The organism is Mycolicibacterium septicum DSM 44393, assembly GCF_000455325.1.
In the GTDB taxonomy this organism is placed as follows: domain Bacteria; phylum Actinomycetota; class Actinomycetes; order Mycobacteriales; family Mycobacteriaceae; genus Mycobacterium; species Mycobacterium septicum.
Window position 1 is genome coordinate 1,070,309 of record NZ_HG322951.1, and the last position, 26,842, is coordinate 1,097,150.

Consider the following 26,842-nt stretch of genomic DNA (forward strand, 5'->3'; position numbering starts at 1 on the left):
TGACAACATATATGGAACCTGATGGTGGAACACTGCCGCTTTCGCGCGGGCAGTTGGATATCTGGCTTTCCCAGGAAAGTGGCCTTGCCGGCACCGAGTGGCAACTCGGCCTTTTGGGCCGAATTGACGGCGCGGTGCGGCGAGACCTCCTTGAGCGGGCGATCCGCCAGGCCCTCCAAGAGGCGGAGCCGGCCAGGGCCGCGTTCGTCGAGATCGACGGACAGGTCCTTCAGAAGGCGGTTGACTACTCCGACCTGGAGTTGGTGTTCCATGACGTCAGGGACTCCGCCGACCCGGTGCGTAAAGCCCGGGAGATGGCATCGGCGATTCAGCACACGCCCCTGCCGCTGACCGGTCAGCTCGTGAAGTTCGCCCTCTTCCGGACGCGGCAGGACGAGTACTTCCTGTTCGGGCTGGGGCACCACATTTCTGTCGACGGCTTGGGCATGGCACTGGTCAGCCGGCGGATTGCCACGATCTACACGGCGCTGGTCTCGGGCGAGCCGGTGCCGCCGGCATACTTCGGCACATTGCAGGATCTGGTCGACTGCGAAGTGGAATACCAAGCGTCCCAGAGTTTTCAGGATGATCTGGCCTACTGGCGGGACAACCTTCCACCTGAGGGTGGTCTCGACCAGGGGCAACCCTCGACGGAGAACGGGCGGGACGCGTACGCGCCCTCGGCCTCGGTCGAAGTCGACCGGGCCGCTGTGGGGCACATAAAAGAACTGTCCAAGAGCCTGCGGGTCCGTCGATACTCCGTAACCACCGCGGCGTGCGCACTATTGGTGCGAGCGTGGACCGCCAACGCCTCAGAGGTGGCGCTCGACTTCCCGGTCAGCAGACGCGTGACTCCGGAATCGAAGACCCTGCCGGCCATGCTCGCCGGGGTGGTGCCGTTGGTGCTCAAGGCGCCCCCGGACTGGACGGTCGGTGAATTCTGCAGGCACGTCGATTCGCGTATCCGAGAACTGTTGCAACATCAGCGTTTTCCCGTGCACACTCTCAGCGGCGGATCTCGGCAGGGGTCGAACAGGGTGGCGGTCAACTTCATCCCGTCCCGTCTCACCTTGGATCTGGCCGGCGCCCCCGTCACGGTGTCGTACACCAACCACGGCCCGATGGGGCACTTCGGCTTGTTCTTCATCGGAGCGAGTGACCAGCTCTTCCTGAGCACGGCGGGCACCGGGCGTCCGTTCGCGGACTTCGAAGTCTCTGATCTGGCCGACCGCATTCAACGAGTCCTGGTGGAAATGGCCGCCGACCCGGAACGGCCGCTGTCTTCACTCGATCTGCTGGCCGGGCAGGAACGTGCCGGGCTGGCCGAGATCGGCAATCATGCTGTGCTCACCCGGCCCAAGGCAGAACCGGTCTCGATACCCGACTTGTTCGCCGAACAGGTGGCCGCTGCGCCCGACGCCGCGGCACTGACCTTCGAAGGCCGAACGCTGACCTACCGCGAGCTCGACGAGGCGGCGAATCGGTTGGCGCATCTGCTGGCAGCCCAGGGAGCCCGCCCGGGCGAGCGGGTCGCTCTGTACTCGAGCCGTTCGGCCCGGGCCGTCGTCGGAATGCTGGCGATACTCAAGACGGGTGCGGCGTATCTGCCGATCGACCCGGCCGTGCCCGCCTCGCGGATGGAGTTCATCCTGGCCGATGCGGCACCGATAGCCGCCGTCACCACGGCGAAACTGCAGTCACGGCTCGACGGCTACCGGGGCATCGTGATCGACGTCGACGATCCGGCGATCGAGGCGCAGCCTGTCACCGCATTGCCGGCGCCTGCCCCTGCCGACATCGCCTACGTGATCTACACGTCGGGAACCACCGGCACGCCCAAGGGTGTGGCGGTCACCCACCACAATCTGACCCAGCTGATGATCTCGCTGGACGCCAGCCTGCCGCGGCGAGCGGTGTGGCCGCTGTGCCACTCGCTGGGCTTCGACGCCTCGGTGTGGGAGGTCGGGCATGCCCTGTTACGGGGCGGCCGTCTGGTGGTGGTGCCCGAATCGGTGGCCGGCTCTCCCGAGGACTTCCATCGGCTGCTGGTCGCGGAAGGGGTCAGCGTCTTCACCCAGACCCCGTCCGCCGTGGCGATGCTGTCGCCGCAGAACCTGGAATCCGCAGTGCTTGTGGTGGCCGGCGAGGCGTGCCCAACCGAGTTGGTGGATCGCTGGGCGGCAGCCGGTCGGGTGATGTTCGATGCCTACGGCCCGACCGAGACCACGATCTGTGCGGCGATGAGCGCACCGCTGCGGGCCGGAGCGGCCGAGACCGTCGTTCCCATCGGCTCACCCGTGCCCAGCGCCGCGCTGTTCGTACTGGACACCTGGATGCAGCCGGTGCCGACGGGCGTGGTGGGCGAACTGTACGTTGCCGGCGACGGGGTGGCATGCGGATACCTCGGCAGGCCGGATCTGACGGCCTCGAGGTTCGTGGCGTGCCCGTTCGGTGGTGTGTCAGGGCAGCGGATGTACCGCACCGGCGATCTGGTGCGGTGGGGCGAGGACGGGCAGCTGCAATATCTGGGCCGCGCGGATGAGCAGGTCAAGATCCGCGGGTACCGCATCGAACTCGGTGAAGTGCGTTCCGCGCTGGCTCGGGTGGACGGGGTGGAACACGCCGCGGTGATCGCCAGGGAGGACCGCGTCGGCGACAAGCGACTCGTCGGGTATGTCACCGGAAGCGTCGATCCGGTTGAAGCCCGGGCCCAACTGGCGGACCGACTTCCGCCCTATATGGTGCCCGCCGCGGTGGTGGTGCTCGCCGCGATGCCGTTGACGGCCAACAACAAACTGGACACCCGCGCGTTGCCGGCACCCGAATACCAAAGCGGGAAGACCGAATACCGGGCTCCGGGTGATGCGGTCGAGGAGATCTTGGCCGGCATCTATGCCGAGGTCCTCGGGCTGGAACGGGTCGGAGTGGATGATTCGTTCTTCGACCTGGGTGGCGACAGCATCCTGTCGATGCAGGTGGTGGCGCGGGCCCGGGCGGCGGGAGTGTGGTGCCGGCCGCGTGACATCTTCGTCGAGCAGACCGTTGCCCGGCTTGGCGGCGTGGCCAAGCTCGCCGGAGGCGAGGCCGTCATCGACGAGGGCATCGGTGCGGTGGACCCGACACCGATCATGCAGTGGCTTCAGGACATGCCCGGTCGCACCGACCAGTTCAACCAGACCTTGGTGATCCAGGCCCCGGCCGGGGTGACCCAGCCCGATGCCGAGATCGTCCTGCAGGCACTGCTGGACCGGCACGCCGCGCTGCGGCTGCGCGCCGACGTCGCAGATGCCACGGGCGGCACCGACGGCAGTGGTGACTGGTCGTTGACCGCAACGGACAAGGGAACCGTCAGTGCCCGTGACTGCCTGACCGCGGTCACGGAGTTGTCGGACGAGGCGGTGCGGGGCGCGCGGGCGAAGCTCAACCCCGCCGATGGGACGATGGTGCGTGCCCTGTGGGCGCAGGACACCCATCAGCTGGCCCTGATCATCCACCATTTGGCGGTCGACGGTGTGTCGTGGCGAATCCTGTTGGAAGACTTGAACATCGCCTGGGTGCAGCACAACAACGGGCAGTCGGTGGCACTGCCGACCGGTGGCACGTCGTTGGCCCGCTGGTCCGAGTTGCTGGCCGAACGCGCGCGGGACACCGATGTCGTCCGGCACGCCGACACCTGGCGGGCAGTCGCGTCGACCCCGGCCGCATTGCCACCCGTACAGCCGGAGTTGGACACCTACGCCAGCGCCGGGCGGCTGACGGTGGCCTTGGACGAAGCGACCACCCGGATGCTGTTGGGAGAGGTCCCTGCGGCATTCCACGCAGGCGTGCAGGACATTCTGTTGATCGCTTTCGGCCTGGCCTGGGCGGAGTTCTCAGGTGCCGGCGCCGGCAGCGTGCCCATGGGCATCGATGTCGAAGGTCACGGGCGCGCCGAAGATCTGGCGCCCAATGTCGATCTGTCCCGCACCGTGGGTTGGTTCACGGCCAAGTACCCCGTGGCGCTGACGGTGGGCCGGGTGCCCTGGACACACGTGACCGCCGGAGCCTCGGCACTCGGACCCGTGATCAAGGCCGCGAAGGAACAGCTGAGGGCCCTGCCTGACGGATTGACCTACGGGCTCTTGCGTTATCTCAATCCGGATGTGGATCTGGGCGGATCCGACCCGACCGTTGGGTTCAACTACCTCGGCCGGCTGGGCGCGGGCGGGGTCGACCTGTCCGAGGATCTGTGGCGGATCAGCCAGGACAACCTGTCGATGACCGACGTGGCTTCGGCCGTTCCGATGGCGCTCGCCCACAGCGTGGAACTCAACGCCGGCACGTTGGACGGCGCGACCGGCCCACAGCTGCAGGCCAATTGGATGTGGGCACCGTCCGTGCTGAGTCGTGAACAGGTTGACCGGCTCAGCCGGCTCTGGTTCGAGGCCCTGGCCGGCATCTGCGCCCACGTGGGGTCCGGCGGGGGCGGGCTCACCCCGTCGGATGTCGCCCCGCTGCAGCTGACCCAGGGACAGGTCGACGAGCTGACCGAGCAGTACCGGATCGCCGATGTCCTTCCGCTGACCCCGCTGCAGAAGGGGCTGCTGTTCCAGTCCAGCGTCGCCGACGATGCCGGGACCGTCGGGGACGACGTCTACGCGGTGCAACTGGCGGTGACCGTCACCGGTGAGCTCGATCCACAGCGCTTACGCCGAGCGGTGAGTGCGGTCATCGCGCGCCACCCCAACCTGGCAGCACGGTTCCACGACCAGTTCGGCGAGCCGGTACAGGTACTGGAGGCCGATCCGTTCACCGCGTGGCAGTACGCCGAACCGGCCGACACCGCAGGAGATGTCGACGATCGGCTTGAGCAGTTGTGCGCCGCCGAACGCCGGGCTGTCTGCGATCTGGCAGGGCAGCCGACCTTCCGCGCCGCGCTCATCCGCACCGGTAACGAGCAGCACAAACTGGTCCTCACGATTCACCACATCGTGATCGACGGCTGGTCACTGCCGATCCTCCTGCAGGAGATCTTCGCCGGGTACTTCGGGCACCGGCTACCCTCGCCCGCCTCGTACCGGAACTTCGTCAGCTGGCTGGCGGGCCAGGATCACGTTGCGGCAAAGGTGGTGTGGCGCGACGCTCTGGCCGGGTTCGAGACTCCCACCCTGGTCGGGCCCCCGACGCCGGTGGGGCCCCGGGGCACCGAGTCCTACCGGCTTCCGGCCGAGACCACCCGGGCACTCACCGAGCTGGCCCGGTCGCAGCACACCACGGTGAACACCGTGCTGCAGGCGGCCTGGGCGCAGGTGCTCATGGCACTGACCGGCCAGCGCGACGTGGTCTTCGGCACCGCGGTGTCGGGACGGCCGGTCGATCTGCCGGGCGCCGAGTCGATGGTCGGCCTGCTGATCAACACCGTGCCGGTCCGGGCGAGCATCAACGCGGCCAGCACGGTGGCCGATCTGCTGGATCAGCTGCAACGGGTGCACAACGACACCGTCGAGCATGAGCACCTGTCGCTGGCCGAGATCCATCGAGCGGCAGGGCACGACCGGCTGTTCGACACGCTCTTCGTATACGAGAACTATCCGATCGACACCCAGGCGCTGCTGGGCGCACAGGAGTTGGGCATCACCGACTTCACCAGCCGCGAGTACAACCACTATCCGCTGTCGGTGGTGGCGATGCCAGGGGAGGAGCTGGGACTGCGGATCGAGTTCGACAGTTGTGTATTCGGCACGGACGACGTTGCGGCCCTGGCCGATCGGATGCGACATGTGCTGGAGACCATGGTCGCCGATCCAGCTCGGACGCTCGCGTCGATCGATCTGCTCGACGCCGATGAGCACGGCCGGCTCGACAGCTGGGGCAACCGCGCTGTCCTGAGCCGGCCGGTGACCGAGCCGGTGTCGATTCCGCAGCTGTTCGCCGGGCAGGTGGCCCGCGACCCGGCCGCGGTGGCGCTGACCTGCGATGGCCGGTCGATGACCTATGGTGACCTCGACGATTCGTCAAATCGATTGGCGCAGTTGCTGTCCAGTCGTGGGGCCGGCCCCGGTAGGCGGGTGGCGATGCTGCTGCCCCGCAATGCCGAGGCCGTCGTCGCGATCCTGGCCGTGGTGAAGACCGGGGCGGCTTATGTGCCGATCGACCCGGCGCATCCCGATGCCCGTATCGAGTTCATGCTCGCCGACGCCGGGCCGGTCGTCGCGATCACCACGGCGGGGCTGCGCCATCGGCTGGAGCCATCCGGTGTGCCCGTGCTCGAGATCGACGACCCCGGTTCTCGATCCGGCGCCGAACTGCCTGCCGCACCTGCCGATTCACCGCTCGCGGTAGTGCCCGACGACATCGCCTACATCATCTACACGTCGGGAACCACCGGCGCGCCGAAGGGCGTGGCAGTCACGCACCGCAATGTCACCGAACTGCTCGAGGCCCTCGGCGCCGAACTGTCGGTGGGCCGGGTCTGGAGCCAGTGCCATTCGCTGGCGTTCGACTATTCGGTCTGGGAGATCTGGGGCCCGCTGCTCTCCGGCGGCCGGCTGCTGGTCGTGCCCGATTCGGTGGTCCGCTCACCCGAAGATCTGCATGCGCTGCTCGTCAGCGAGAAGGTCAATGTCCTGAGCCAAACCCCGTCGGCGTTCTACGCGTTGCAGACCGCCGATGCACTGGCGCCCGAACTGGGGCGTGAACTTGAGCTGCAGACCGTGGTGTTCGGTGGTGAAGCACTGGAGCCGCAACGTCTTTCGGTCTGGATGCGGAGTCACCCCGGGCTGCCCCGGATGATCAACATGTACGGCATCACCGAGACCACGGTCCACGCCTCGTACCGTGAGATCGGCCGTGCCGACGTCGAGGGCAACTCCAGCCCGATCGGCGTGCCGCTGCAGCACCTGGCCTTCTTCGTGCTCGACGAGTGGATGCGGCAGGTCCCGGTGGGCGTGGTCGGCGAGTTGTACGTGGCCGGTGCCGGCCTCGCCGCGGGTTACGTGGGCCGTTCGGATCTGTCGTCGACGCGATTCGTGGCGTGCCCGTTCGGAGCCCCCGGGCAACGGATGTACCGCACCGGTGACCTGGTGCGCTGGGGCGCGGACGGGCAGTTGCGCTACGAGGGCCGCGCCGACAAGCAGGTGAAGATCCGCGGCTACCGCATCGAACTCGGTGAGGTCCAGGCGGCTCTGGCCGGTGTGGACGGAGTGCAGCAGGCGGCGGTGATCGCCCGGGAGGACCGCCCCGGCGACAAGCGTCTGGTCGGCTACGTGACCGGATCGGTCGACCCTGCAACAGCCCGAGCGCTGCTGGCCGAACGTCTTCCGGCGTACATGGTTCCGACCGCGGTGGTGGCGTTGGACGCATTGCCGCTCACGGTGAACGGCAAGCTCGACACCCGGGCGCTGCCTGCGCCGGAGTACCAGGACGCCGATCGGTACCGGGCACCGCACGACGCCGTCGAGCAGATTCTGGCCGGCATCTACGCCCAGGTGCTGGGTGTCGAACGGGTGGGCGTGGACGATTCGTTCTTCGACCTCGGTGGGGACAGCATTTCGTCGATGCAGGTGGTGGCCCGCGCCCGGGCCGCTGGTCTGGTCTGCCGACCGCGTGACGTTCTGGTCGAACAGACGGTGGCCCGGCTGGCACAGGTGGTGGCATCCGCCGACGGCCAGGTCGTGGTGGTCGACGAGGGGATCGGCCCGGTGGTGGCCACCCCGATCATGCGGTGGCTGCACGAAATCGACGGTCCGGTAGACGAGTTCAACCAGACCGTGGTGCTGCAGGCGCCCGATGGCGTCACCGAGGGCGACGTGGTGATGGTGCTGCAGGCTCTGCTGGACCGGCACGCCATGCTGCGCCTGCGGGTGGAGGCGGTGGACGGTGCGTGGTCGCTGACCGTGCCCGAACCGGGCGCGGTGAATTCCGGTGCCTGTGTGCATGTCGTCGACGAACTGTCCGACGAGGCGCTGCGCGCTGCGCGGTCACGGTTGAACCCCGCGGTCGGGGCGATGCTGACGGCACTGTGGGTGCCCGGTACCGCAACCCTCGCGTTGATGATTCATCACCTGGCTGTCGACGCGGTGTCCTGGCGAATCCTCTTGGAAGACTTGAACATCGCCTGGGCTCAGCATCGCAGCGGCCAATCGGTGGATTTGCCCGCCTCGGGCACGTCCTTTGCCCGCTGGTCGTCGGTGCTGAACGAACACGCCCACAGCCCGGAGGTGGTCGAGCTGGCGCCGGCCTGGCAACAGGTGGCCGCCACCCCGGCCGCATTGCCCGCGGTGCAACCAGCGGTGGACACCTACGCCACCGCCGGGCAGCTGTCTGTGGAGCTGGACGCCGACACCACCGGCCAACTGCTCGGTGCGGTCCCGGCCGCGTTCCACGCCGGTGTGCAGGACATCCTGCTGATCGCCTTCGGGCTGGCGGCAGCGGAATTCCTCGGCGCCGGTGCCGACCCGATCGGCATCGATGTCGAGGGTCACGGCCGAGACGAGGACCTGGCCGACGGCGTCGACCTGTCCCGCACCGTGGGCTGGTTCACCAGCAAGTATCCGGTGGCGTTGGCTCTGGACGAATTGCCATGGGAGCAGGTGACTTCGGGTGAGGATGAGCTGGGTGCGGTCATCAAGGCCGCGAAGGAACAGTTGCGGGCCCTGCCTGACGGCCTGACCTACGGACTGCTGCGCTACCTGAATCCTGCTGTGGAGCTGGACGGTCCGGATCCGGACTTCGGCTTCAACTACCTCGGCCGGCTCGGGGCGGGCGCCGGTGAACTGTCCGACGACCTGTGGCGGATCGATCAGCAAGCGGTGTCGATCACCGCGTCGGCCACGGCGGTGGACACCCCGCTCGGACATACCCTGGAGCTCAACGCCGGCACGCTCGACGCCGGCGGTGACGGCGGTCCTCGGCTGCATGCGACGTGGACGTGGGCCTCGTCCGCGCTGAACCACGAGCAGGTCGAAACTTTGAGCCGACTGTGGTTCGAGGCACTGGCCGGCATCTGCGCTCACGTCCGCAACGGCGGCGGTGGGCTGACCCCGTCAGATATCTTCCCGGCGCGTCTGACCCAGTCTCAGATCGATGAACTGCAAGGCGAATCCGCGATCGCCGACGTGTTGCCGCTGACCCCGTTGCAGCAGGGTCTGCTGTTCCACACCGAAGCGGGGGAGGCCGGCGACGATCTGTACGCGGTGCAGCTGGACGTGGCAGTGGCCGGTCCGCTGGATCAGGACCGCCTGCGCGCCGCTGTGCAGGACGTGATCACCAGGCGCCCCAACGTGGTCGCGCGCTTCCACGAGGACTTCGGACTGCCGGTGCAGATCCTGCCGGCGCAACCGGAACTCGCCTGGCAATACCTGGATCTCAGCGATACCCCACAACAGGGCGTCGAACAGCAGATTCAGCAGTTCTGCGCCGCCGAGCGCGCCGCCGTCGTCGGGCTGGGTGATCAGCCGCCGTTCCGGGCCGCAGTGCTCCGGACCGCGGACGACCAGCACCGCTTCGTGCTCACCAACCACCACATCGTGCTGGACGGCTGGTCGAAGCCGATCCTGTTGCGGGAGATCTTCGCCGGCTATCTCGGCGGCCGGCTGCCGGCTCCCGTCCCATACCGGCGATTCGTCACCTGGCTGGCCGAGCAGGACATCAGCGCCGCACAGACGGCGTGGCGCAAGGTTTTTGACGGTTTCGACAATCCTGCACTGGTCAGCACCCCGGGGAGGGTGACCCTCGGCCGACGCGGTGTCGAATCCTTCCAGTTGTCGGCCGAGACCACACAGGCTCTCGGCGAGCTGGCGCGTACCTGCCATACGACGGTCAGCACCGTGCTGCAGGCCGCCTGGGCACAGCTGCTGACGTGGCTGACCGGCCAGTACGACGTCGCATTCGGCACTGCGGTGTCGGGCCGGCCGGCAGACGTTGCCGGCGCCGAGTCGATGGTCGGACTGCTGATCAACACGGTGCCGGTGCGCGCGAGGATCACCCCGGCGACCACCGTCGCCAGCCTGCTCGAAGAGCTGCAGGGCGTGTACAACGACACGTTGGATCACCAGCACCTGGCGCTGAGCGAGATACATCGCGTCACCGGTCACGACCAGTTGTTCGACAGCATGTTTGTCTACGAGAACTACCCGATCGACACAGCCGCGCTGTCAGCGGTCGGTGACCTGACGATCACCGGTTTCACCAATCGCGAGTACAACCATTATCCGCTTTCGGTGCAGGCGGTTCCAGGTCATGAACTGGGCTTTCGCGTCGAATTCGATTCTGACGCCTTCGATTCGGTGCGCATTGGGAGATTGGTCGCGCGGTTCAGGCGGGTACTCGATGCCATGACCGCAGACACGAGGGAGCAGTCATGAGCAACGGTTCCAGCCGGACGCTGTTGTCGTTCGACCTTCTCGACGACAGTGAGCACAGCCGCCTCGACGACTGGGGTAACCGGTCGGCATTGACCCGCCGGTCTTCCGACGCGGTCACCGTACCCGTCCTGTTCGCCGCCCAGGCGGCCCGCAGCCCCGAGTCCGTGGCGCTGGTCAGCGGCGACCGATCGTGGAGTTATCGCGAGCTCGATGAGAAGTCGAATCGGCTGGCGAACCTGCTGGCGGATCACGGAGTCGGGCCGGGTGAAACCGTTGCACTGCTGATCTCCCGTTCCGCCGAGGCGATCGTGTCGATCCTGGCCGTGCTCAAGACCGGAGCCGCCTACCTGCCGATCGACCCCGCACATCCCGATGACCGGATCGGCTTCATGCTCACCGATGCGGCACCCGGCATCGCCATCAGCACCGCGGAACTGCGTGCCCGGCTGGACGGCGGCGAGGTGCCGGTGATCGATGTCGACGATCCCGCTGTCGAGCGTCAGCCGTGCACCGCGCTGCCGGGCCCGGAACCGGACGACCTGGCCTACATGACCTACACGTCGGGCACCACCGGTGTGCCGAAGGCGGTAGCAGTGACCCACCGCAACGTGACTCAGTTGGTGGAGCGCCTGCATGCGGATCTGCCCTCGGAGCCGGGACAGGCGTGGTCGCAATGGCATTCGCTGGTGTTCGACGTCTCGGTGTGGGAGATCTGGGGTGCCCTGCTGCACGGCGGACGACTGGTGATCGTCCCGGAGGCTGCCGCTAGCTCGCCGGATGACCTGCAGAATCTGGTGCTCGCCGAAAAGGTGAGCGTGCTGTGCCTGACGCCCTCGGCGGCGGGCATGCTGTCGCCGGAGCGGCTGGAATCGACCACCCTGGTGGTGGCGGGCGAAGCCTGCCCCTCCGAATTGGTGGAGAGGTGGGCCTCGGGCCGGGTCATGATCAACGCGTACGGGCCCACGGAGGCAACCGTTTACGCCGCGATGAGTGCGCCGTTGACGACGTCGGAAACGGCCGGTGCGATCGTGCCCATCGGCTCCCCGGTGCCGGGTGCGGCGTTGTTCGTGCTCGACCAGTGGCTCCGCCCGGCGCCGGAGGGCGTGGTCGGTGAGCTGTACGTGGCGGGTGCCGGGGTGGCAGTTGGATACGCGCGTCGGTCCGGGCTCACCGCATCGCGTTTCGTCGCATGCCCGTTCGGCGGTGCCGACGCTCCCGGACAGGTCATGTACCGCACCGGTGATCTGGTCAAGTGGGGCGACGACGGACAGCTGCAATACCTGGGCCGCGCCGACGAGCAGGTCAAGATCCGCGGCTACCGAATCGAATTGGGCGAGGTGCAGGCCGCACTTGCCGGGCTCGATGGGGTGACCCAGGCCGTGGTGATCGCCCGCGAGGACCGCCCCGGCGACAAACGGCTTGTCGGTTACATCACCGGCACGGCCGACCCGGCCCAGATGCGTGCGGCGCTGGCCAAGCGGTTACCGGCCTATATGGTGCCCGCCGCGGTGGTGGTGGTCGACGCCTTCCCGCTGACGGTGAACGGCAAGCTCGACAAGCGCGCGCTACCGGCGCCCGAATATCGCACTGCCGGAGCCGGATACCGCGCGCCGAGCAACCCGGTCGAGGAGATCCTCGCCGACATCTATGCCCAGGTGCTTGGCCTGGATCAGGTCGGTGTCGACGACTCATTTCTGGACCTGGGCGGTGACAGCATCCTGTCGATGCAGGTGGTGGCCCGGGCTCGGGCGGCAGGCGTGCGGTGCCGGCCGCGCGACATCTTCGTCGAACAGACCGTGGCCGGGGTCGCCGAAGTTTCGGTCTTCGCAGATCCGGAGCATGCGGTCGTCGACGAGGGCATCGGTCCGGTGTCGGCCATACCGATCATGCGTTGGCTGCGCGACGTGCAGGGTCCCGTCGATCAGTTCAACCAGACGGTCGTGCTGCAGGCGCCCGATGGGGTGACCGAGGACGATGTGGTGGTCATGGTGCAGGAGCTGCTCGATCGACACGCCACCCTGAGAATGCTGGCCGAAACCGACGCCGACGGCGAATGGGCGCTGAGCGTGCCCGACAAGGGTGCGGTGGATGCGCGCGACCGCGTGTCCATTGTCGAGGAGTTGTCCGACGACGCGCTGATCATGGCGTTGACGCAGTTGGACCCGGCCGGCGGGTCGGTCCTTCGAGCCCTGTGGGTGCCCACCGCCAGCCAGCTCGTGTTGATGATCCACCACCTGGCTGTCGACGGGGTGTCCTGGCGAATTCTGCTGGAAGACCTGAACATTGCCTGGGCGCAGCACCACAGCGGGCAGCCGGTGCGCCTGCCGCTCGGCGGTACGTCGTTTGCCCGTTGGTCGCACTTGTTGACCGAGCATGCCGGCGACGCGAAGGTTGTCGGGCATGCCGACCAGTGGCGCAGAGTGCTCGAGGTACCCGCTCCTCTGCCGCCGGTGCGGCCAGACGTGGACACCTATGCCAACGCCGGCCAGCTGTCGGTGGAGCTGGATGTCGAGACCACCCGCCAGCTGCTCGGGCCGGTTCCTGCGGCATTTCACGCAGGGGTGCAGGACATTCTGTTGATCGCCTTCGGCCTGGCATGGGCCGAATACCTCGGCACCGGCAGCCTGCCGATCAATTTCGACGTCGAGGGTCATGGCCGCAGTGAGGACCTCGGGGGAGCATGCCCGGACTCCGATGTGGACCTCTCGCGTACCGTCGGCTGGTTCACCACCAAGTATCCGATCGCGTTGGCAGCGCCGGAACTGCCCTGGGATCAGGTGATTTCGGGTGACGTCGAGTTGGGTTCGGTCATCAAGGAGGTCAAGGAGCAACTGCGGGCCCTGCCCGATGACCTGACCTACGGGATGCTCCGCTACCTCAACGCCGACGTGGAACTGGACGGGCCGGACCCGACGATCGGGTTCAACTATCTGGGTCGCCTCGCCGTTGGGATGGCGGACCTCGGCGAGGACCTGTGGCGCATCGACCAGGACGCGTTGTCGGCCACCGGTGTGGTGTCAGAGGTCCCCATGCCGTTGATGCACACCGTTGAACTCAATGCCGGCACCACGGACACCGATGCCGGCCCGAGCCTGCAGGCCGCGTGGACATGGGCCCCATCGGTCGTCAGCCGGGATCAGGTGGACCGGCTCAGCCGGCTGTGGTTTGAGGCATTGAAGGGTATCTGCGCCCACGTGCACTCCGGTGGCGGCGGGTTGACCCCATCGGATGTCCTTCCGGCACAACTGACTCAGGGCCAGATCGATGAGCTGGCACAGGAATACACCGTTGCCGATGTGTTGCCGCTGACTCCGGTACAACAGGGGTTGCTGTTCCATTCCACCTTCGCCCGTGGCCGTGGCGCCCATGACGACGTGTACGCGGTTCAGCTCGACATCACCATCACCGGCATCGTCGACCAGCACCGGCTGCGGGACGCACTGCACACCGTGGTCGCCCGGCATCCGAATCTGGCTGCGCGATTCTGTGGGCAGTTCGGCGAACCCGTGCAGGTCATCCCTGCCGACCCGGTCATGGCGTGGCGGTACCTCGACCTTCGCGGCGATGACCTGACGTCCGACGAGGAGGTCCGTGCGCTCTGCGACGCCGAGCGGACCGCGGTCTGCGACCTCTCCGAGCGGCCGACATTCCGGGCCGCACTCATCCGCACCGCGGGGAACGAGCATCGCTTTGTCCTGACCTTCCACCACATCGTGATCGACGGCTGGTCGCTGCCGATCCTGTTGAAGGAGGTCTTCGCCAGCTACTTCGGGCAGCGGCTCCCCGCGCCGGCGTCGTACCGCAACTACGTCAGTTGGCTGGCCGGCCAGGATCGTGACGCGTCGCGTGAAGCCTGGCGAAACTTGTTGGACGGCTTCGAGACTCCCACCCTGGTCGCCCCTCCGGCCGAGCCGGGCCCCAGAGGCATCGAGACCTATCGGGTGTCGGCCGAGACGACCGCGGCGCTCGGTGAACTCGCACGCGCGCAGCGCACCACGGTGGCCACCGTGCTGCAGGCCGCCTGGGCGCAACTGCTGATCTGGCTGACGGGCCAGCACGACGTCGCCTTCGGTACCGCGGTGTCGGGCCGGCCCACGGACCTGGCCGGTGCGGATTCCATGGTGGGCCTGCTGATCAACACCGTCCCGGTGCGAGCCCGCACCACCGCGGCCACCACAGTGGCCGAGCTGCTGGACCAGTTGCAACGCGCCCACAACGACACCCTTGAGCACGAGCACTTGGCGCTCACCGAGATTCACCACCTCGCCGGCCACGAGCGGCTGTTCGACACCTTGTTCCTCTACGAGAGCTACCCCATCGACACCAGTGCGTTCATGGGTGTGCAGGAGTTGGCCGTCACCGAGTTCAACAACCGCGAGTACAACCACTACCCGCTTTCGATGATGGCCCTTCCTGGGCACGAACTGGGCCTGCGCCTCGAATTCGACAGCGACGTGTTCGATGCGGGTCAGATCGAAGCGCTGGTCGAACGGTTCCAGCGGCTGCTGGTGGACATGGTCGCCGATCCGGCTCGCCGGCTCTCGACGATGGATGTCCTTGAGAGCGCCGAGCACGATCTGCTGGACGCGTGGAGCAATCGCGAGATCCTGGCCCTGCCGGTGAGCGCACCGGTCTCGATCCCGGAGATGTTCAGCCGGCAGGTGGAACGTGATCCTGGTGCGCCCGCGCTGACTTTTGAGGATCGCTCGCTGACCTACGACGAACTCGACGAGGACGCGCGTAGGTTGGCAAACCTGTTGGCACTCATGGGTGCCGGTCCGGGCGAGACCGTGGCGCTGCTGGCGCCGCGGTCCGACCTGGCGATCGTGGCCATCCTGGCGGTGCTCAAGACCGGGGCGGCCTACCTGCCGATCGACCCTGCGGTGCCGGCCACCCGACTGGAGTTCATGCTGGCCGACGCCGCACCGATCATCGCGATCACGACGGGTGAGCTCCGATCCCGGCTGGAAGGGACAGACGTACAGATCGTCGAGGTCGACGATCCCGCTGTGGAATCCGCGGGCCTGATCTACCCCACAACCAACCTGCTACCGCCATCTGCCAATGACACCGCCTACCTGATCTACACGTCGGGAACTACCGGCACTCCCAAGGGCGTGGCCATCTCGCACGGCAATGTGACCCAGGTGCTGGAGAATCTGCACCCGGATCTGCCCGCGGGATCGGGACAGGTTTGGTCGCAATGGCATTCACTGGTGTTCGACGTCTCGGTGTGGGAGATCTGGGGCGCGTTGCTGCACGGGGCCAGGCTGGTCATCGTTCCGGAGTCGGTGGCCGGCTCACCGAATGACCTGCACGACCTGCTGGTCGCCGAAGGGGTCAGCGTGCTCTACCAGACGCCGTCCGCGGTGGGGATGCTGTCGCCGGAGGGGCTGGAGAACACCGCTCTGGTGGTGGCCGGAGAGGCCTGCCCCAGCGATGTGGTGGATCGCTGGGCGCCGGGCCGGGTGATGATCAACGCGTACGGCCCGACCGAGGCCACGATCTACGGCGCGATGAGCGCACCCCTGATCGGAGGTGCTGCCGGTGGTGCCGTTCCGATCGGGTCACCCGTTCCCTCCGGTGCCACGTTCGTCCTGGATGAGTGGTTGCGTCCGGTATCCGCCGGTGTGGTCGGCGAGCTCTATCTCGCCGGCCGCGGCGTCGGCGTCGGCTATCTCAACCGGTCGGGCCTGACCGCATCACGGTTCGTCGCCTGCCCGTTCGGCGGTGCCGACGCTCCCGGACAGGTCATGTACCGAACCGGTGATCTGGTCAAGTGGGGCGACGACGGACAGCTGCAATACCTGGGCCGCGCCGACGAGCAGGTCAAGATCCGCGGCTACCGCATCGAGCTCGGCGAGATCCAAGCCGCCCTCGCCGAGCTCGACGGAGTGACTCAGGCCGCGGTCATCGCGCGCGAGGACCGCCCCGGCGACAAGCGTCTGGTCGGCTACATCACCGGCAACGGCGATCCGACCCAGTTGCGGAAGGAACTCGGCGAACGGCTGCCCGTGTACATGGTGCCGACCGCGATCGTGGTCCTGGATGCACTGCCGTTGACCGTCAACGGCAAACTCGATCGCCGTGCTCTGCCCGCTCCCGAGTACCGGGACGCCGCCCGCTACCGCGCCCCGGCCACCCCGGCCGAACACACGCTCGCCGGCATCTACGCCCAGGTGCTGGGATTGGACCGGGTCGGCATCGATGATTCGTTCTTCGACCTCGGTGGCGATTCGATCTCCGCGATGCGGGTGATCGCCGCGGTCAACACCGCGTTCGACGCCCAGCTGGCGGTGCGCACGCTGTTCGAGAAACCGTCGGTGGCTGCATTGGGCCTCCAGTTGACCACCGAGGCCGGATCCGATGCGGTGGCGACCCCCACCGGTGTCAGCTTCGTGTCGGTACACGGCACCGTGGTCAATGAGGTCTACGCCCGTGACCTGACCCTGGACAAGTTCATCGACGCCGCCACCCTGAGGACCGCGCGGGCGCTGCCACGACCGAACGGGCAGGTGCAGACCGTTCTACTCACCGGCGCCACCGGATTTCTGGGACGTTATCTGCTGCTGGACTGGCTCAAGCGACTGCGCCGGGTCGACGACACCGTGATCTGCCTGGTGCGGGCCGACTCCGACGAGGAGGCCCGCCGGCGCCTGGAAGCCACCTTCGACACCGACCCGGTCCTGCGCAGGCACTTCCAGGAGCTCGCCGCCGAGCGCCTCGAGGTCATCGCCGGCGACAAGGGCGAACCTAATCTCGGACTGGACGACCAGCGCTGGCGGCACCTGGCCGAGCGTGTCGATCTGATCGTCGACTCCGCCGCCTTCGTCAACAGCGTGCTGCCTTACCGAGAACTGTTCGGGCCCAACGTCGTCGGGACGGCCGAGTTGATCCGCTTCGCGCTGACCACCAAGCTCAAGCCCTACAACTTCGTCTCGACCTCCGATGTCGGTCGTCAGATCGAGCCGTCGAAGTTCACCGAGGACACCGACATTCGGTTCGCCAGCCCGCTCCGCACCCTCGATGCCGGGTACGCCAACGGCTATGGCAACAGCAAGTGGGCCGGCGAGGTTCTGCTGCGTGAGGCGCATGATCTCTGCCACCTGCCGATCGCGGTGTTCCGGTCCGGCATGATCATGGCTGACCCGACTTATGCGGGACAGTTGAACCTCACCGACACGGTGAGCCGAATGGTGCTGAGCCTCGTGGCCACCGGTGTCGCGCCCGAGTCGTTCTATCGGCTCGGCGACGACGGCCAACGGCAACGCGCGCATTTCGACGGACTGCCCGTGGACTTCGTCGCGGAAGCGATAACCACATTGGGCTGGGAGGTGGCCCGTGCGGCAGCCGGTTTCGAGACCTACCACGTGATGAATCCGCACGACGATGGTATCGGGATCGACACGTACATCGACTGGCTGATCGAGGCCGGCTACCCGATCGAACGTGTCGGGGATTTCGGAGAGTGGTTGCAGCGGTTCGAAACCGGCATGAGGGGACTGCCGGAGCGGCAACGGCAGAACTCGGTCCTGCAGATGCTGACGCTGCTTCAACAGCAAGGCGGCGTCCTGCGTGCTCCGGAGCCCACGCAGGGCTCCTACGCGCCGGCCGACCGGTTCCGCGCCGCGGTCCGGCGGGCGAAAGTCGGTTCAGCAAATGACATTCCACGCGTGACGCCGGAGGTCGTCGTGAAATATGTGACAGACCTGCAGCTGCTCGGGATGCTCTAGGCAGCGCCATGTGGGGCGATATCTTGGGGATGGCACTTCTGGTGTCACTCAATCCGGTGCTTCTCGGCTTCATCCTGCTGGTGATTTCGCGGCCCCGGCCAGTGCAGAACCTCATCGCGTTCTGGGTCGGAAGTCTGATCGTGAACATTCCGGCCTTCGTGATCTCGACATTGGTACTGGCCTCGGTTCCGTCGTTCAGATCGGTTGCACAGGACTTGGTGACCCCTGAACCGGGTTCGACCGTCAAGCCTTTCCAATTCGTCTCGGGATTGGTCTGTGTGGCGATCGCCGCACTGCTCGCCGTGCGGATGAGGATGCGGAAACGGGTGAACCAGGGCGCGTCGGTGAACGTCGGTGGTGACTCGCCGGTGCTTGTCATGGAACCAGACCAGCCGGCCCCCCCGGGACCGCCGACGGGGCGCATCCGTAAGGCGATGTCCGATCTGGGTGCCGCGGCCCGAAGGCTCGTCGAACGTGCACACGACGCCTGGGAGGGCGGCGCGTTGTGGGTCGCGCTCGTGTTCGGCCTCTGCTACATCGCGCCGCCGCCGTTGGTGTTGATGGTGGCCACCATGGTGGTCGGATCGGGTGCGCCGATCGGAGTGCAGGTCGTCATCAGCATCGCGTTCGTGTTCGGAATGCTCGCGGTGTTCGAGCTCGCGTTACTCAGCTACGCCATCGCCCCGGCCAGGACCCAGGCTGTGCTGCATCCACTGCACGAATGGACCAAGCACCACCGGCAGTTGGTGCTGCTGGCGCTCTTCGCGGTGGTCGGGCTCTGGCAGGTGGTCACCGGCGCCGGACTTCTCTGAGCGCGGAACTGATCTCGGCGGGGACCCAGTCAGTCGGCGAGCCCGAGCATCCGGCGGGTCATCTGGGTCAGCTGGACCCGGAGGGTCTCGCCGTCGACATCGGCCAGCAGCGGATGCATGACGGCGACACTGATCGCGCTTGAGAGCATCGCCGCGTGAAACCGGGCCTCGACACCGGCTTCGGTCCCCAGGAGGGCGGCGTAGAGGCGTTCGATGAACCGCTGAAACGGCTCGTACTCGGCCTGCAGACGAATGATGACCGGATCGAACATCGGAATGCTGAAGGTGCCGCGGCGGTCGATGGCCTGCTCGATCATCCGGTCCAGCAGCGCCTCGCGGGCCAGCCGGGGAGACCCCTCCGCCTCGGCCGCCTCGAGCGCTTCCTCCAGCCGGCCCATCTCCCGCTCGGTGATCGCGATGACGATCTCTTCCTTGGTCTTGAACTGCCGATACACGGCGGCCTTCGTGACACCCATTTCGTCGGCGATCATCTGCAGCGACGTCCCGCTGACCCCGTGATTGGCAATGAGTTTCAGGGCCGCGTCCATCACGCGGGTTTGAGCGGCGGTGCGCGTGATCGCGGCGAAGCTGCGGGCCTCCTGGGTAGACGTCACAGCGTCAACGGTAACCGACGATTGACCGTAGAGTAGCCGATCGGCTACCGTCCAAGTTGCCGATCGGCAACTAACGTCACGCATGAAGAGAGTCTGACGATGAGACGACCTGATGGTGAGTTGATCCTCTTGGGGACGTTGCCCGTGGTGGCAATCATCTGGATCGCCGCGTTCTTCCTGTTCCCCGGGTTCGTACATCCGATGTCGCCCAACATGTCTGCCGAGCAGGTCGCGAGTTTCTACCAGGACGAGACCGCGCGAATCCGGTACAGCATGATCCTGTTCAACTGGTTCGGCGTCGGCCTCATCCCGATCGTCATCCTGTTGGCGATGCAGGTCCGCCGGATGGCCCACCGCACGCCGATCCTGTCCTACAGCTTGATCGCCGCGGCCGGAGGTCCGCCGGCGTTGTTCCTCATCGCCAACATGTTCTGGCTGCTCGGCTCATTCCGTCCGGACCGCGCCCCAGAGTTGACCCAGGTGCTCAACGATCTCGCGTGGCTGACCTTCACGCTGCTGGTGCCGTATCTGATCGCGCAATGCCTGCTGCTGGCGCTGGCGATCTACTGGGATCAGCAGGAACGGCCGGTGTTCAAACCGTGGGTGGCCTACTTCAACCTCGTCATCGCGGCGGCGCTGGTTCCCGCGACGTTCACCGCGCTGTCGTTCGACGGCCCTTTCGCATGGGACGGGGCGTTGTCCTTCTGGCTCAAGAACATCGCCATCGCCGTATGGATCCTGGTGATGGGAGTCGTTCTCGCCCAGGCGATCAAGCAGCAGCGAGCGCAGGACCAGGTGCCCGCATGAGCGGCTCACGGCTGAGCAGATTCATGTGGAACCTGCGCTACCACCCGAAACGCGAACTGTGGTTCGCCTGGTACGTGATGGTGTTCTTCTACCAGCTCTACGGGGTGCTCTTCTTCTTCGTCACTCGCGTACAGCCTCCGCCAAGCCCGGCGTGGGACACCCCCACTGTCGTGCACTGGGTCACCGACCACCGGTTCGGAGTCCTCGCCGGCTTCGGCGTCGTCTTTCTCATCACCGGCTTGTGCGCACCGATGAACGCCCTTCTCGCGTACTCGATGCGACGAATGTCGGTCAGTCCGGTCTTCGCCTACTCGTATCTGATCATGTACTCGCTGAGCGCAATTCCCGGAATGCTGGTCATGGCCATCGCGATGACCACTGCCGCGCTGCGGCCCGACCGCGACCCCGAGATCATCCACTGGCTCTATGAATTCGCGTTCCTGTCGTTCAGCGGGACCATGGGTGTTTTCCTGATCGGGTCCCTGGTGTGGATGACCGCGATCCTGCTCGACAAGAACCGGGTGTTCCCGAAATGGTTCGGCTATCTCAATCTCTGCAACGCGCTGACCGAGGTGGTCGTCGCGCCCGCATGGATCTTCCAGCGTGGCGCGTTCGCCTGGAACGGCGCGATCGCATGGTGGGTCAACATGGTCGTGTTCGTCACGTACACCGGTGTTTTCATCGTTCTGCTGCGCAGGATGATCGAGCGTGAGGACTTCGGCATCGGTCCGCTACCGGACCCTCCGGACAAGGATGCCGGCGAGCAGTTCGTGGATTCGGTGGAGGCGCTGCGATGACCGAACAAGTCGAGGGTATCCGCACAAAGTCCGTGCCCGGGCAGCCCGACATGTGGATGTTCGTGCTGTTCGAATCACTGCTGTTCACCGCGTACTTCTCGGTATACCTGGTGTCGCGAACCCAGGATCCAGAACTCTTCCTGCAATCGCAGTCCCACCTGGACCTGCGGATCGGCGTGGTCAATACCATTGCCCTGTTGCTGAGTTCGTGGGCCATTGCCCGGTGCGTCCAGGCCTCCCGCGAGGGCAACTATCGATCCGCGTTGACGAATGTGTTCCTGACGATCTCGTTCGGCGTCATCTTCCTGGTGGGCAAGATCATCGAGTGGGTCACCCAGATTCGCATGGGGAACACGTTCACCAGCGACGAGTTCTTTCAGCACTATTTCTTCCTGACGTCGATCCACTGCATCCACGTCCTGATCGGCTTCGTGGTGTTGGGTGTGGTCGTCTACCAGCTTCGGAGTCCGCAGCGGCGATCCCAACAGCTGATCGAAACCGGTGCCACCTACTGGCATACCGTCGATTTCCTATGGGTCCTGATTTTCGCGTTGATCTACGTGGTGAGGTGAGCGGTGCGCACCAAAGGCAACACAAGACTGCTGATCGTCTGGGCGATCCTGACGGCGATGACACTCGTCTACGTGTGGCTCGACGAAGCCGTCGACCAGAACGGGACGCTGAAGGCCAGCACCGTCGTCACCGTCAGCGCGATCGCCATCGCACTTGTCAAGGTGCGCATCATCTTCCGGGAATTCATGGAGGTGCGTCACGCTCCGATGTTGCTCTGTCGCCTCACCGACGGGTGGGTCGTCCTCATCGGAATCTGCCTGCTGGGCAGCTACTTCGTCGGCTCGGCGGTCGCGGGCTAGGTCCCGTACAAGTGGAGCGCCCGGGCGGTCTCGGTGGCGACCTCGCCGCTCAGCTTCGCGATCGGCGGACCGCCGCGTTGATGGATGACGTTGGCGAGGACGGCGACGTAGGTGTCTGATCCGGGATCCATCCACAGCGTCACACCCGTGAACCCGGTGTGGCCGAAGCTGCCGACGGGAAAGACCAGCCCGCGCGGTCGGGAATGCGGGGTATCGATATCCCATCCGAAGCCGCGGAGGTCCTGCCCGTCGATCGCCGGGTAGTGCGGAGCCAGCAGGGGATCGGTTGTGTTGGGAGTGTTTTCGATGGCTCGCCGGGTGGCATTGTTGGCCGCGTCGAGTTGTTCAGCGGTGTGCCCGGGCTGCTGCGGAGTCGTCATCAACTCCACGGTTGACTGCTTCAGCGGAAACGTGCTCGGGCGGCCGGCGAGACGATCGAGCAGGGCCTGCGCGAACCGGCCGACATCGTTCACGGTCGAGAACACCCCGGCACTCCCGGCCACACCACCCATGCGGCGTGCGGTCGGGTCATGCACGGTACCGCGCAACGGGCGGCCGAAGTCCGGGTTGATGCCCGGAGTGTCTTCATCGAGCGCTGTCGGTGCGATGCGCGGCAGGAGGTCGGTGCTCCAGGTACCTGCCGGGCAGTCGTGCACTTTGGGTGCGCTCGGGTCGAAGGCGATGGCGGTTCCCCGGACCTGGTGCGGGCCACAGGCTTTGGTGGCCGGGAGGTAGTGGGTTTCGGACAACCCGAGCGGTGCGAAGACATTGTCTTGCACGTATCCATCCAGGGGCCGGCCGGTGATCCGTTCGATGATCGTGCCGACGAGAATGAAGTTGATGTCGGAGTAGTGAAAGAGCTGCCCGGGTTCGTACACCACCCACGCGCCGAGCGCGCGGTGGATGCCCTCGGCCTTGTCGGCCTTGTCGAGCCCCCACGGTCCGTCCAGGCTGAGGTCGCCCGCGATGCCCGACGTGTGGGTCAGCAACATGCGAACGGTCACCTGCGCGCGTCGTGGGTCGTTGGCGGGGTTGAAGTCCGGCAGGTAGGTCTGCACCTGGTCGTCGAAGTTGACCTTGCCCTGTTCGTAGAGCTGCATGAAGGCCGTCGTCGTCGCGATGCTCTTCGACAACGAGGCCAGGTCGAAGATCGTGTCCTCGGTCATCGGTTCGGCGGGGGCAGGCACTCCGTCCAGTCCCGGTTCGCCGTCGAGCTTGCGCGAACCGTATGCCTGGCGGAAGACGACGTTGCCCCCGTGTCCGACCTGGACCACGGCGCCGGGCAGGCGATGGGCCGCGATGTTGTCGTTGACCAGTTGCGAGACCGGGGTGAAGTCACCGGTAGGTACGACGGCGGCGAGAGTGGGAATCGGGACGGTGGGCGACGGTGCGGTCGTGGTCGGCGTGCTGGTGGCCGCCGGTGGAGGCGACGGCTGTCCGCACGACGTCGTCGCGGCGATCGTGAACAGGACCGTTCCCGCGGCGCACAGCCGGGTAAGACGCAATCGCGACACGGTCACCCGATCGACGGTAGTCGTGCCCTGTGGTGATGGCACCAATCTGGACTTGGATCCCGTCGCGTGGACCTGGAAGGCGTTCTCCTGGGTGATGCAGGATCGGTGAGACTAGTCATTGGGTGCGGCAGGATTGGTTGATCCGAGGATGGGCTCGGCTTCTGCTAGTTGGTCGCCTCGAGATAGCGAGATGGCCATGCCTTCTCGGCCTCGCTACGGATACTCGCCTCCATGCCGAAGAGTGTCTCTGGTTGCACAGCTCGTCGCGGAAAGCGGAATCCTCTAGCCACGGTGAAATAGAACTGTAGCCCGGCGACGGTAAGGGTTCCTGCACCGAAAACCGGTGCAAGGTGTGGGTTTGAACTACCGGGCCACGCGACGGCCACGACAAACGCCAGGCCGACAACCACGAAGGCGGACCAGATCGCCGCTGTTTCTCGGTGAGAGCGTCGGCCAGGGACTCTCCCTATCAATGACGGCGCGCCAATCTTTAGCATGTGAGATCTGTGGGCGAACGTACGCATCATCCGGACTTCGCCCCTTCGCTCACGTAAGTAGAGGCAACGCGCCAAATGAACTGCGTCCTTTCGCAACTCCGCTTTGAGATTCTCATCGTCGAGTCTGTCTGCCAAGGTCAGTAGGCGGTCCACGCGGATCCAACGACGTTCGCTCGCACTGTAGAACAGCGACCATCCTGAGACGGCAACCGAGAGTGCTCCCGTAATTACTCCTACCGCGGCTGTGTTCATTGATCCACAGTCCCACGGCGCTGTGACATATACAGAGCTGCAAGCCGGCACACGCTGGTCTCGTCCATCGGTCCACGGTCGGAACTCGCCCGGGTCGGGTACTTCGTGTCGTGTTTGAGCGCTTTTCAGGGCAGGGCCATCACTTCCGGCGTTGAACCCCGCAGCAGGTTACGAGGCTGCTTCGCAGTATCTGTGGTTCGATATCGATTTTCTCAGTGCTACACAACCGGCGTCCGCGGCTCCAGATGCTTCGCCCAGCCCGACGCGCACACCGCCGTGCAGACAATCGCCAACAGCCCCACCACGCTCAGCATCACCGGATAGCTGAACCAGTGCGCCAGAGCCGCCAGTGCCGCGGGCAGCAGGAACCCGAGGTAGGCCAGGGAGTAGTAGACCCCGGAGATACCGGCGAGCTCGTCGGGCGGCGCGATGCGTTGGATCTCAAGGAGACCCGAGACGATGGCGATTCCGTACGCGCTGCCGAGCAGCATCGCGACGAGCGGGGCGACGAGCGCGGAACGGGTGAGGGCGGTGGCCACCGCGGCGAAGATGCCCAACGCCATCAACGCCATCGACACCACCACGGCACGCGAGCTGGACACGTCGTCCAGGCGCCGCGCGACCGGCTGGATCGCAACCCCGCAGCCCAGCGTCAGCACCGTCAACCCGACGGTGTACAGCAGGGCCCACGACCCGAGCTGGTCGGCGACGAGTGCAGGCACCACCGCATACGCGATCGCTGCCGAGCCAAAGATCCACGGCGCCATGGGAACAACGACATGAAGGAACCGGCGGTGCCCGGCCGCGGGCACCTTCAAACCGTCGAGGAAGGGCCGCGAGGTCATGCGCTCACGCGTCTCGACGGTCCGAGTCCACACCGCCCACAGCACCGGCACGCACAGGGCGGCGTGGACCAGGTACGTCAACACCAGCGGCAGCGGTGCGTACACGGTGAGCAGTCCGGCGCACAGCGGCCCGACCCCGAAGCCCAACGACAGGCAGATCGAGGCGCGGCGCGCACCGGCACCGGCAGGCGCATCGTCGAAGGGCGGCCGGGACAGCTCGGCGATCCACGCCGAACCGACGGCCATCGCGATACCGACGGCCACGCCGCTGAACAACCGGCCGACGAACAGGGCCGGGAAACCCCAGCCGTCACCGATCGCCAGGACGAGACTGCCCAGGGCCGCACTGATGACGCCGGCGGCCATGACGGTGCGTCGACCGTGGCGGTCCGACAACGTCGAGGCGATCAGCAGGCCCGGGATCAGGCCGAGCACGTAGGCGCCCAACAGGATGTCCACGTCCACGCGGGTGTATCCGGAGTGCTGGGCATAGGCGATCAGCAGCGGGGTGAATTGGTTTCCGCCCCAACCGATACAGAAGACCGCGATGGCCACGGCGAGCCAGGGCGGCATGCGGTGCCGGACCTGATCCGGCGCCTCGCGGGAATCGATTGCGACAGCGGTCATGCCAGCACCACCCGGTAGGTCGCCTCCAGATGAGCCAGCAGCGCGCCCTCGAAGGCCTGCACATCGCGTTGGCCGATCGCGTCGGCCAATTCCGCGTGTTCGCCGATCAACTCGGTCAGCCGGGCAGAGTCCGAGCGGGCGGCGTCGGCCATCATGCGGCGCTGCCGGTCGCTGAGTGACCCGTAGAAGCGGCCGGCGATCGTGTTCCCGGCGACCTCCACGATTCGGCGGTGAAAGGCGTCGTCGGCGGCCGCGAACTGATCGGCGTCGCCGATCGCCGCGCCGTGGCGCTGGCGCTCCACCAACTCGGTGAGCTCGCCGAACAGTGTGTCGATGGAATCCGATGATCGGCACAACCGGCGCACGGCGGCGGTCTCCAGCGCCAGTCGCATCTCCAGCAGGTCGGTGGCCTCCTGGGCGGAGACCGGGACGACGACGGCACCGCGGCGCGGCATCAGATCGAGGAAGTCCTCGGCGGCCAGGCGCAGAAAACGCTTCGTGCACGGGTGTGCGGCTGACGCCGAGTTGCGTCGCCACCTCTACCTCGCTGAGCAGCTGCCCGCCTCGAAACTCACCGGAGAGGATCTGATCCTTGGTCATCCGGTAGACGCGCTGGCTGTTGCTCGATTTCTCGTCCGTGGCCACGAGAGACCACGATACCCCTTGCATGCAAGCTTGCATGCAAGGGGTCTATCCAGGGGAAATGCCTAGAACGGGCTGCTGTTGGCCTGGTACTTGGAGGATTCCGGACGTGGTCCGAACCGCCGGATGTAGTCCTCGTGCTTCTTCTGGTCTTTCTTGTACTGGATCTCGTCGACCAGGTTGGGGTCGAGGCCGTGCTGTGCCAGCCGGTGCCGGCGCCAGATCTTGTTCAGCGCGAGCGCCATCAAGATGGCCCAGATGTAGATCGGCACGGTCATCTCCATGTGCACGTACAGCGAGGCCGGCAACAGCCAGAGCGGTGCCAGTACGAACAGCGGCGGGATCGCCATCCGGATCAGGTGCCGGCGCACGGCCCCGTGGTCGGCCAGGTCGTGGGCCACCCACTCGCGCATGGAGTCGGGTAACCGCTTGCCGTAGCAGTAGGCGATGTACTGGAAGAAGTTGGGACGGTCCTTGGCCATGAGGG

General features: G+C 66.3%; 12 protein-coding genes and 1 pseudogene. 7 read left to right on the top strand and 6 right to left on the bottom strand.

Features of this window, described 5'->3' with window-relative positions; translation table 11 throughout:
• The first annotated feature begins 11 nt into the window (after nt 1–11).
• Genes TX88_RS04945 through TX88_RS04955 form a run of 3 tightly spaced genes read left to right on the top strand, consistent with a single transcriptional unit; the run spans nt 12 to nt 18,888 of the window.
• Nucleotides 12–10,343 carry a non-ribosomal peptide synthetase gene (locus tag TX88_RS04945; protein ID WP_044515067.1) on the top strand — a complete coding sequence of 3,444 codons (10,332 nt, stop codon included), beginning with the start codon at nt 12–14 and terminating at the stop codon, nt 10,341–10,343.
• Nucleotides 10,340–18,076 carry a non-ribosomal peptide synthetase gene (locus tag TX88_RS04950; protein WP_044515069.1) on the top strand — a complete coding sequence of 2,579 codons (7,737 nt, stop codon included), beginning with the start codon at nt 10,340–10,342 and terminating at the stop codon, nt 18,074–18,076. Before TX88_RS04945 ends, TX88_RS04950 begins: the two co-directional genes overlap by 4 nt.
• 8 nt (nt 18,077–18,084) lie before the next feature.
• A complete protein-coding gene (locus tag TX88_RS04955) occupies nt 18,085–18,888 on the top strand; it encodes a GAP family protein (RefSeq protein ID WP_044515070.1) in 804 nt (267 codons plus the stop codon).
• A 29-nt stretch (nt 18,889–18,917) separates the two neighbouring features.
• Here the strand turns inward: TX88_RS04955 and TX88_RS04960 are convergent, their stop codons facing one another.
• Entirely contained in the window at nt 18,918–19,436 is a 519-nt protein-coding gene (locus tag TX88_RS04960) for a TetR/AcrR family transcriptional regulator (protein WP_044519110.1), read from the bottom strand.
• A 165-nt stretch (nt 19,437–19,601) separates the two neighbouring features.
• Between TX88_RS04960 and TX88_RS04965 the strand changes: the two genes are divergently transcribed.
• From TX88_RS04965 to TX88_RS04980, 4 genes are read left to right on the top strand one after another with little or no spacing between them, the layout of a single operon-like run.
• Complete coding sequence (locus TX88_RS04965; RefSeq protein ID WP_044515072.1) at nt 19,602–20,309, top strand: hypothetical protein; 708 nt, start codon at nt 19,602–19,604, stop codon at nt 20,307–20,309.
• The gene (locus tag TX88_RS04970) at nt 20,306–21,106 is read left to right on the top strand and encodes a hypothetical protein (protein ID WP_044515074.1); all 801 of its coding nucleotides are present in this window, start codon (nt 20,306–20,308) and stop codon (nt 21,104–21,106) included. Before TX88_RS04965 ends, TX88_RS04970 begins: the two co-directional genes overlap by 4 nt.
• Nucleotides 21,103–21,678, top strand: a complete 576-nt coding sequence (locus tag TX88_RS04975) for a cytochrome c oxidase subunit 3 (protein WP_044515076.1) — start codon at nt 21,103–21,105, stop codon at nt 21,676–21,678. Before TX88_RS04970 ends, TX88_RS04975 begins: the two co-directional genes overlap by 4 nt.
• A 3-nt stretch (nt 21,679–21,681) precedes the next feature.
• Nucleotides 21,682–21,978, top strand: a complete 297-nt coding sequence (locus TX88_RS04980) for a cytochrome C oxidase subunit IV family protein (protein WP_084621815.1) — start codon at nt 21,682–21,684, stop codon at nt 21,976–21,978.
• On the opposite strand, the gene TX88_RS04985 is transcribed toward TX88_RS04980, so the two are convergent.
• From TX88_RS04985 to TX88_RS05000, 5 genes and pseudogenes are all read right to left on the bottom strand, one after another.
• A complete protein-coding gene (locus tag TX88_RS04985) occupies nt 21,975–23,498 on the bottom strand; it encodes a serine hydrolase domain-containing protein (protein ID WP_084621816.1) in 1,524 nt (507 codons plus the stop codon). The genes TX88_RS04980 and TX88_RS04985 overlap by 4 nt on opposite strands.
• A 961-nt stretch (nt 23,499–24,459) precedes the next feature.
• Nucleotides 24,460–25,713, bottom strand: coding sequence for an MFS transporter (locus TX88_RS04990; RefSeq protein WP_044515077.1), 1,254 nt, complete (start codon nt 25,711–25,713; stop codon nt 24,460–24,462).
• A complete protein-coding gene (locus TX88_RS04995; protein ID WP_244438362.1) occupies nt 25,710–26,168 on the bottom strand; it encodes a GntR family transcriptional regulator in 459 nt (152 codons plus the stop codon). Before TX88_RS04995 ends, TX88_RS04990 begins: the two co-directional genes overlap by 4 nt.
• Before the next feature lie 91 nt (nt 26,169–26,259).
• A pseudogene (locus TX88_RS35630) lies at nt 26,260–26,394 on the bottom strand (GntR family transcriptional regulator); the annotation flags it as partial.
• Between the two features lie 26 nt (nt 26,395–26,420).
• On the bottom strand, nt 26,421–26,837 hold the full coding sequence (locus TX88_RS05000) for a DUF5313 domain-containing protein (protein WP_044515079.1): 417 nt from the start codon (nt 26,835–26,837) through the stop codon (nt 26,421–26,423).
• Between the last annotated feature and the right edge of the window lie 5 nt (nt 26,838–26,842).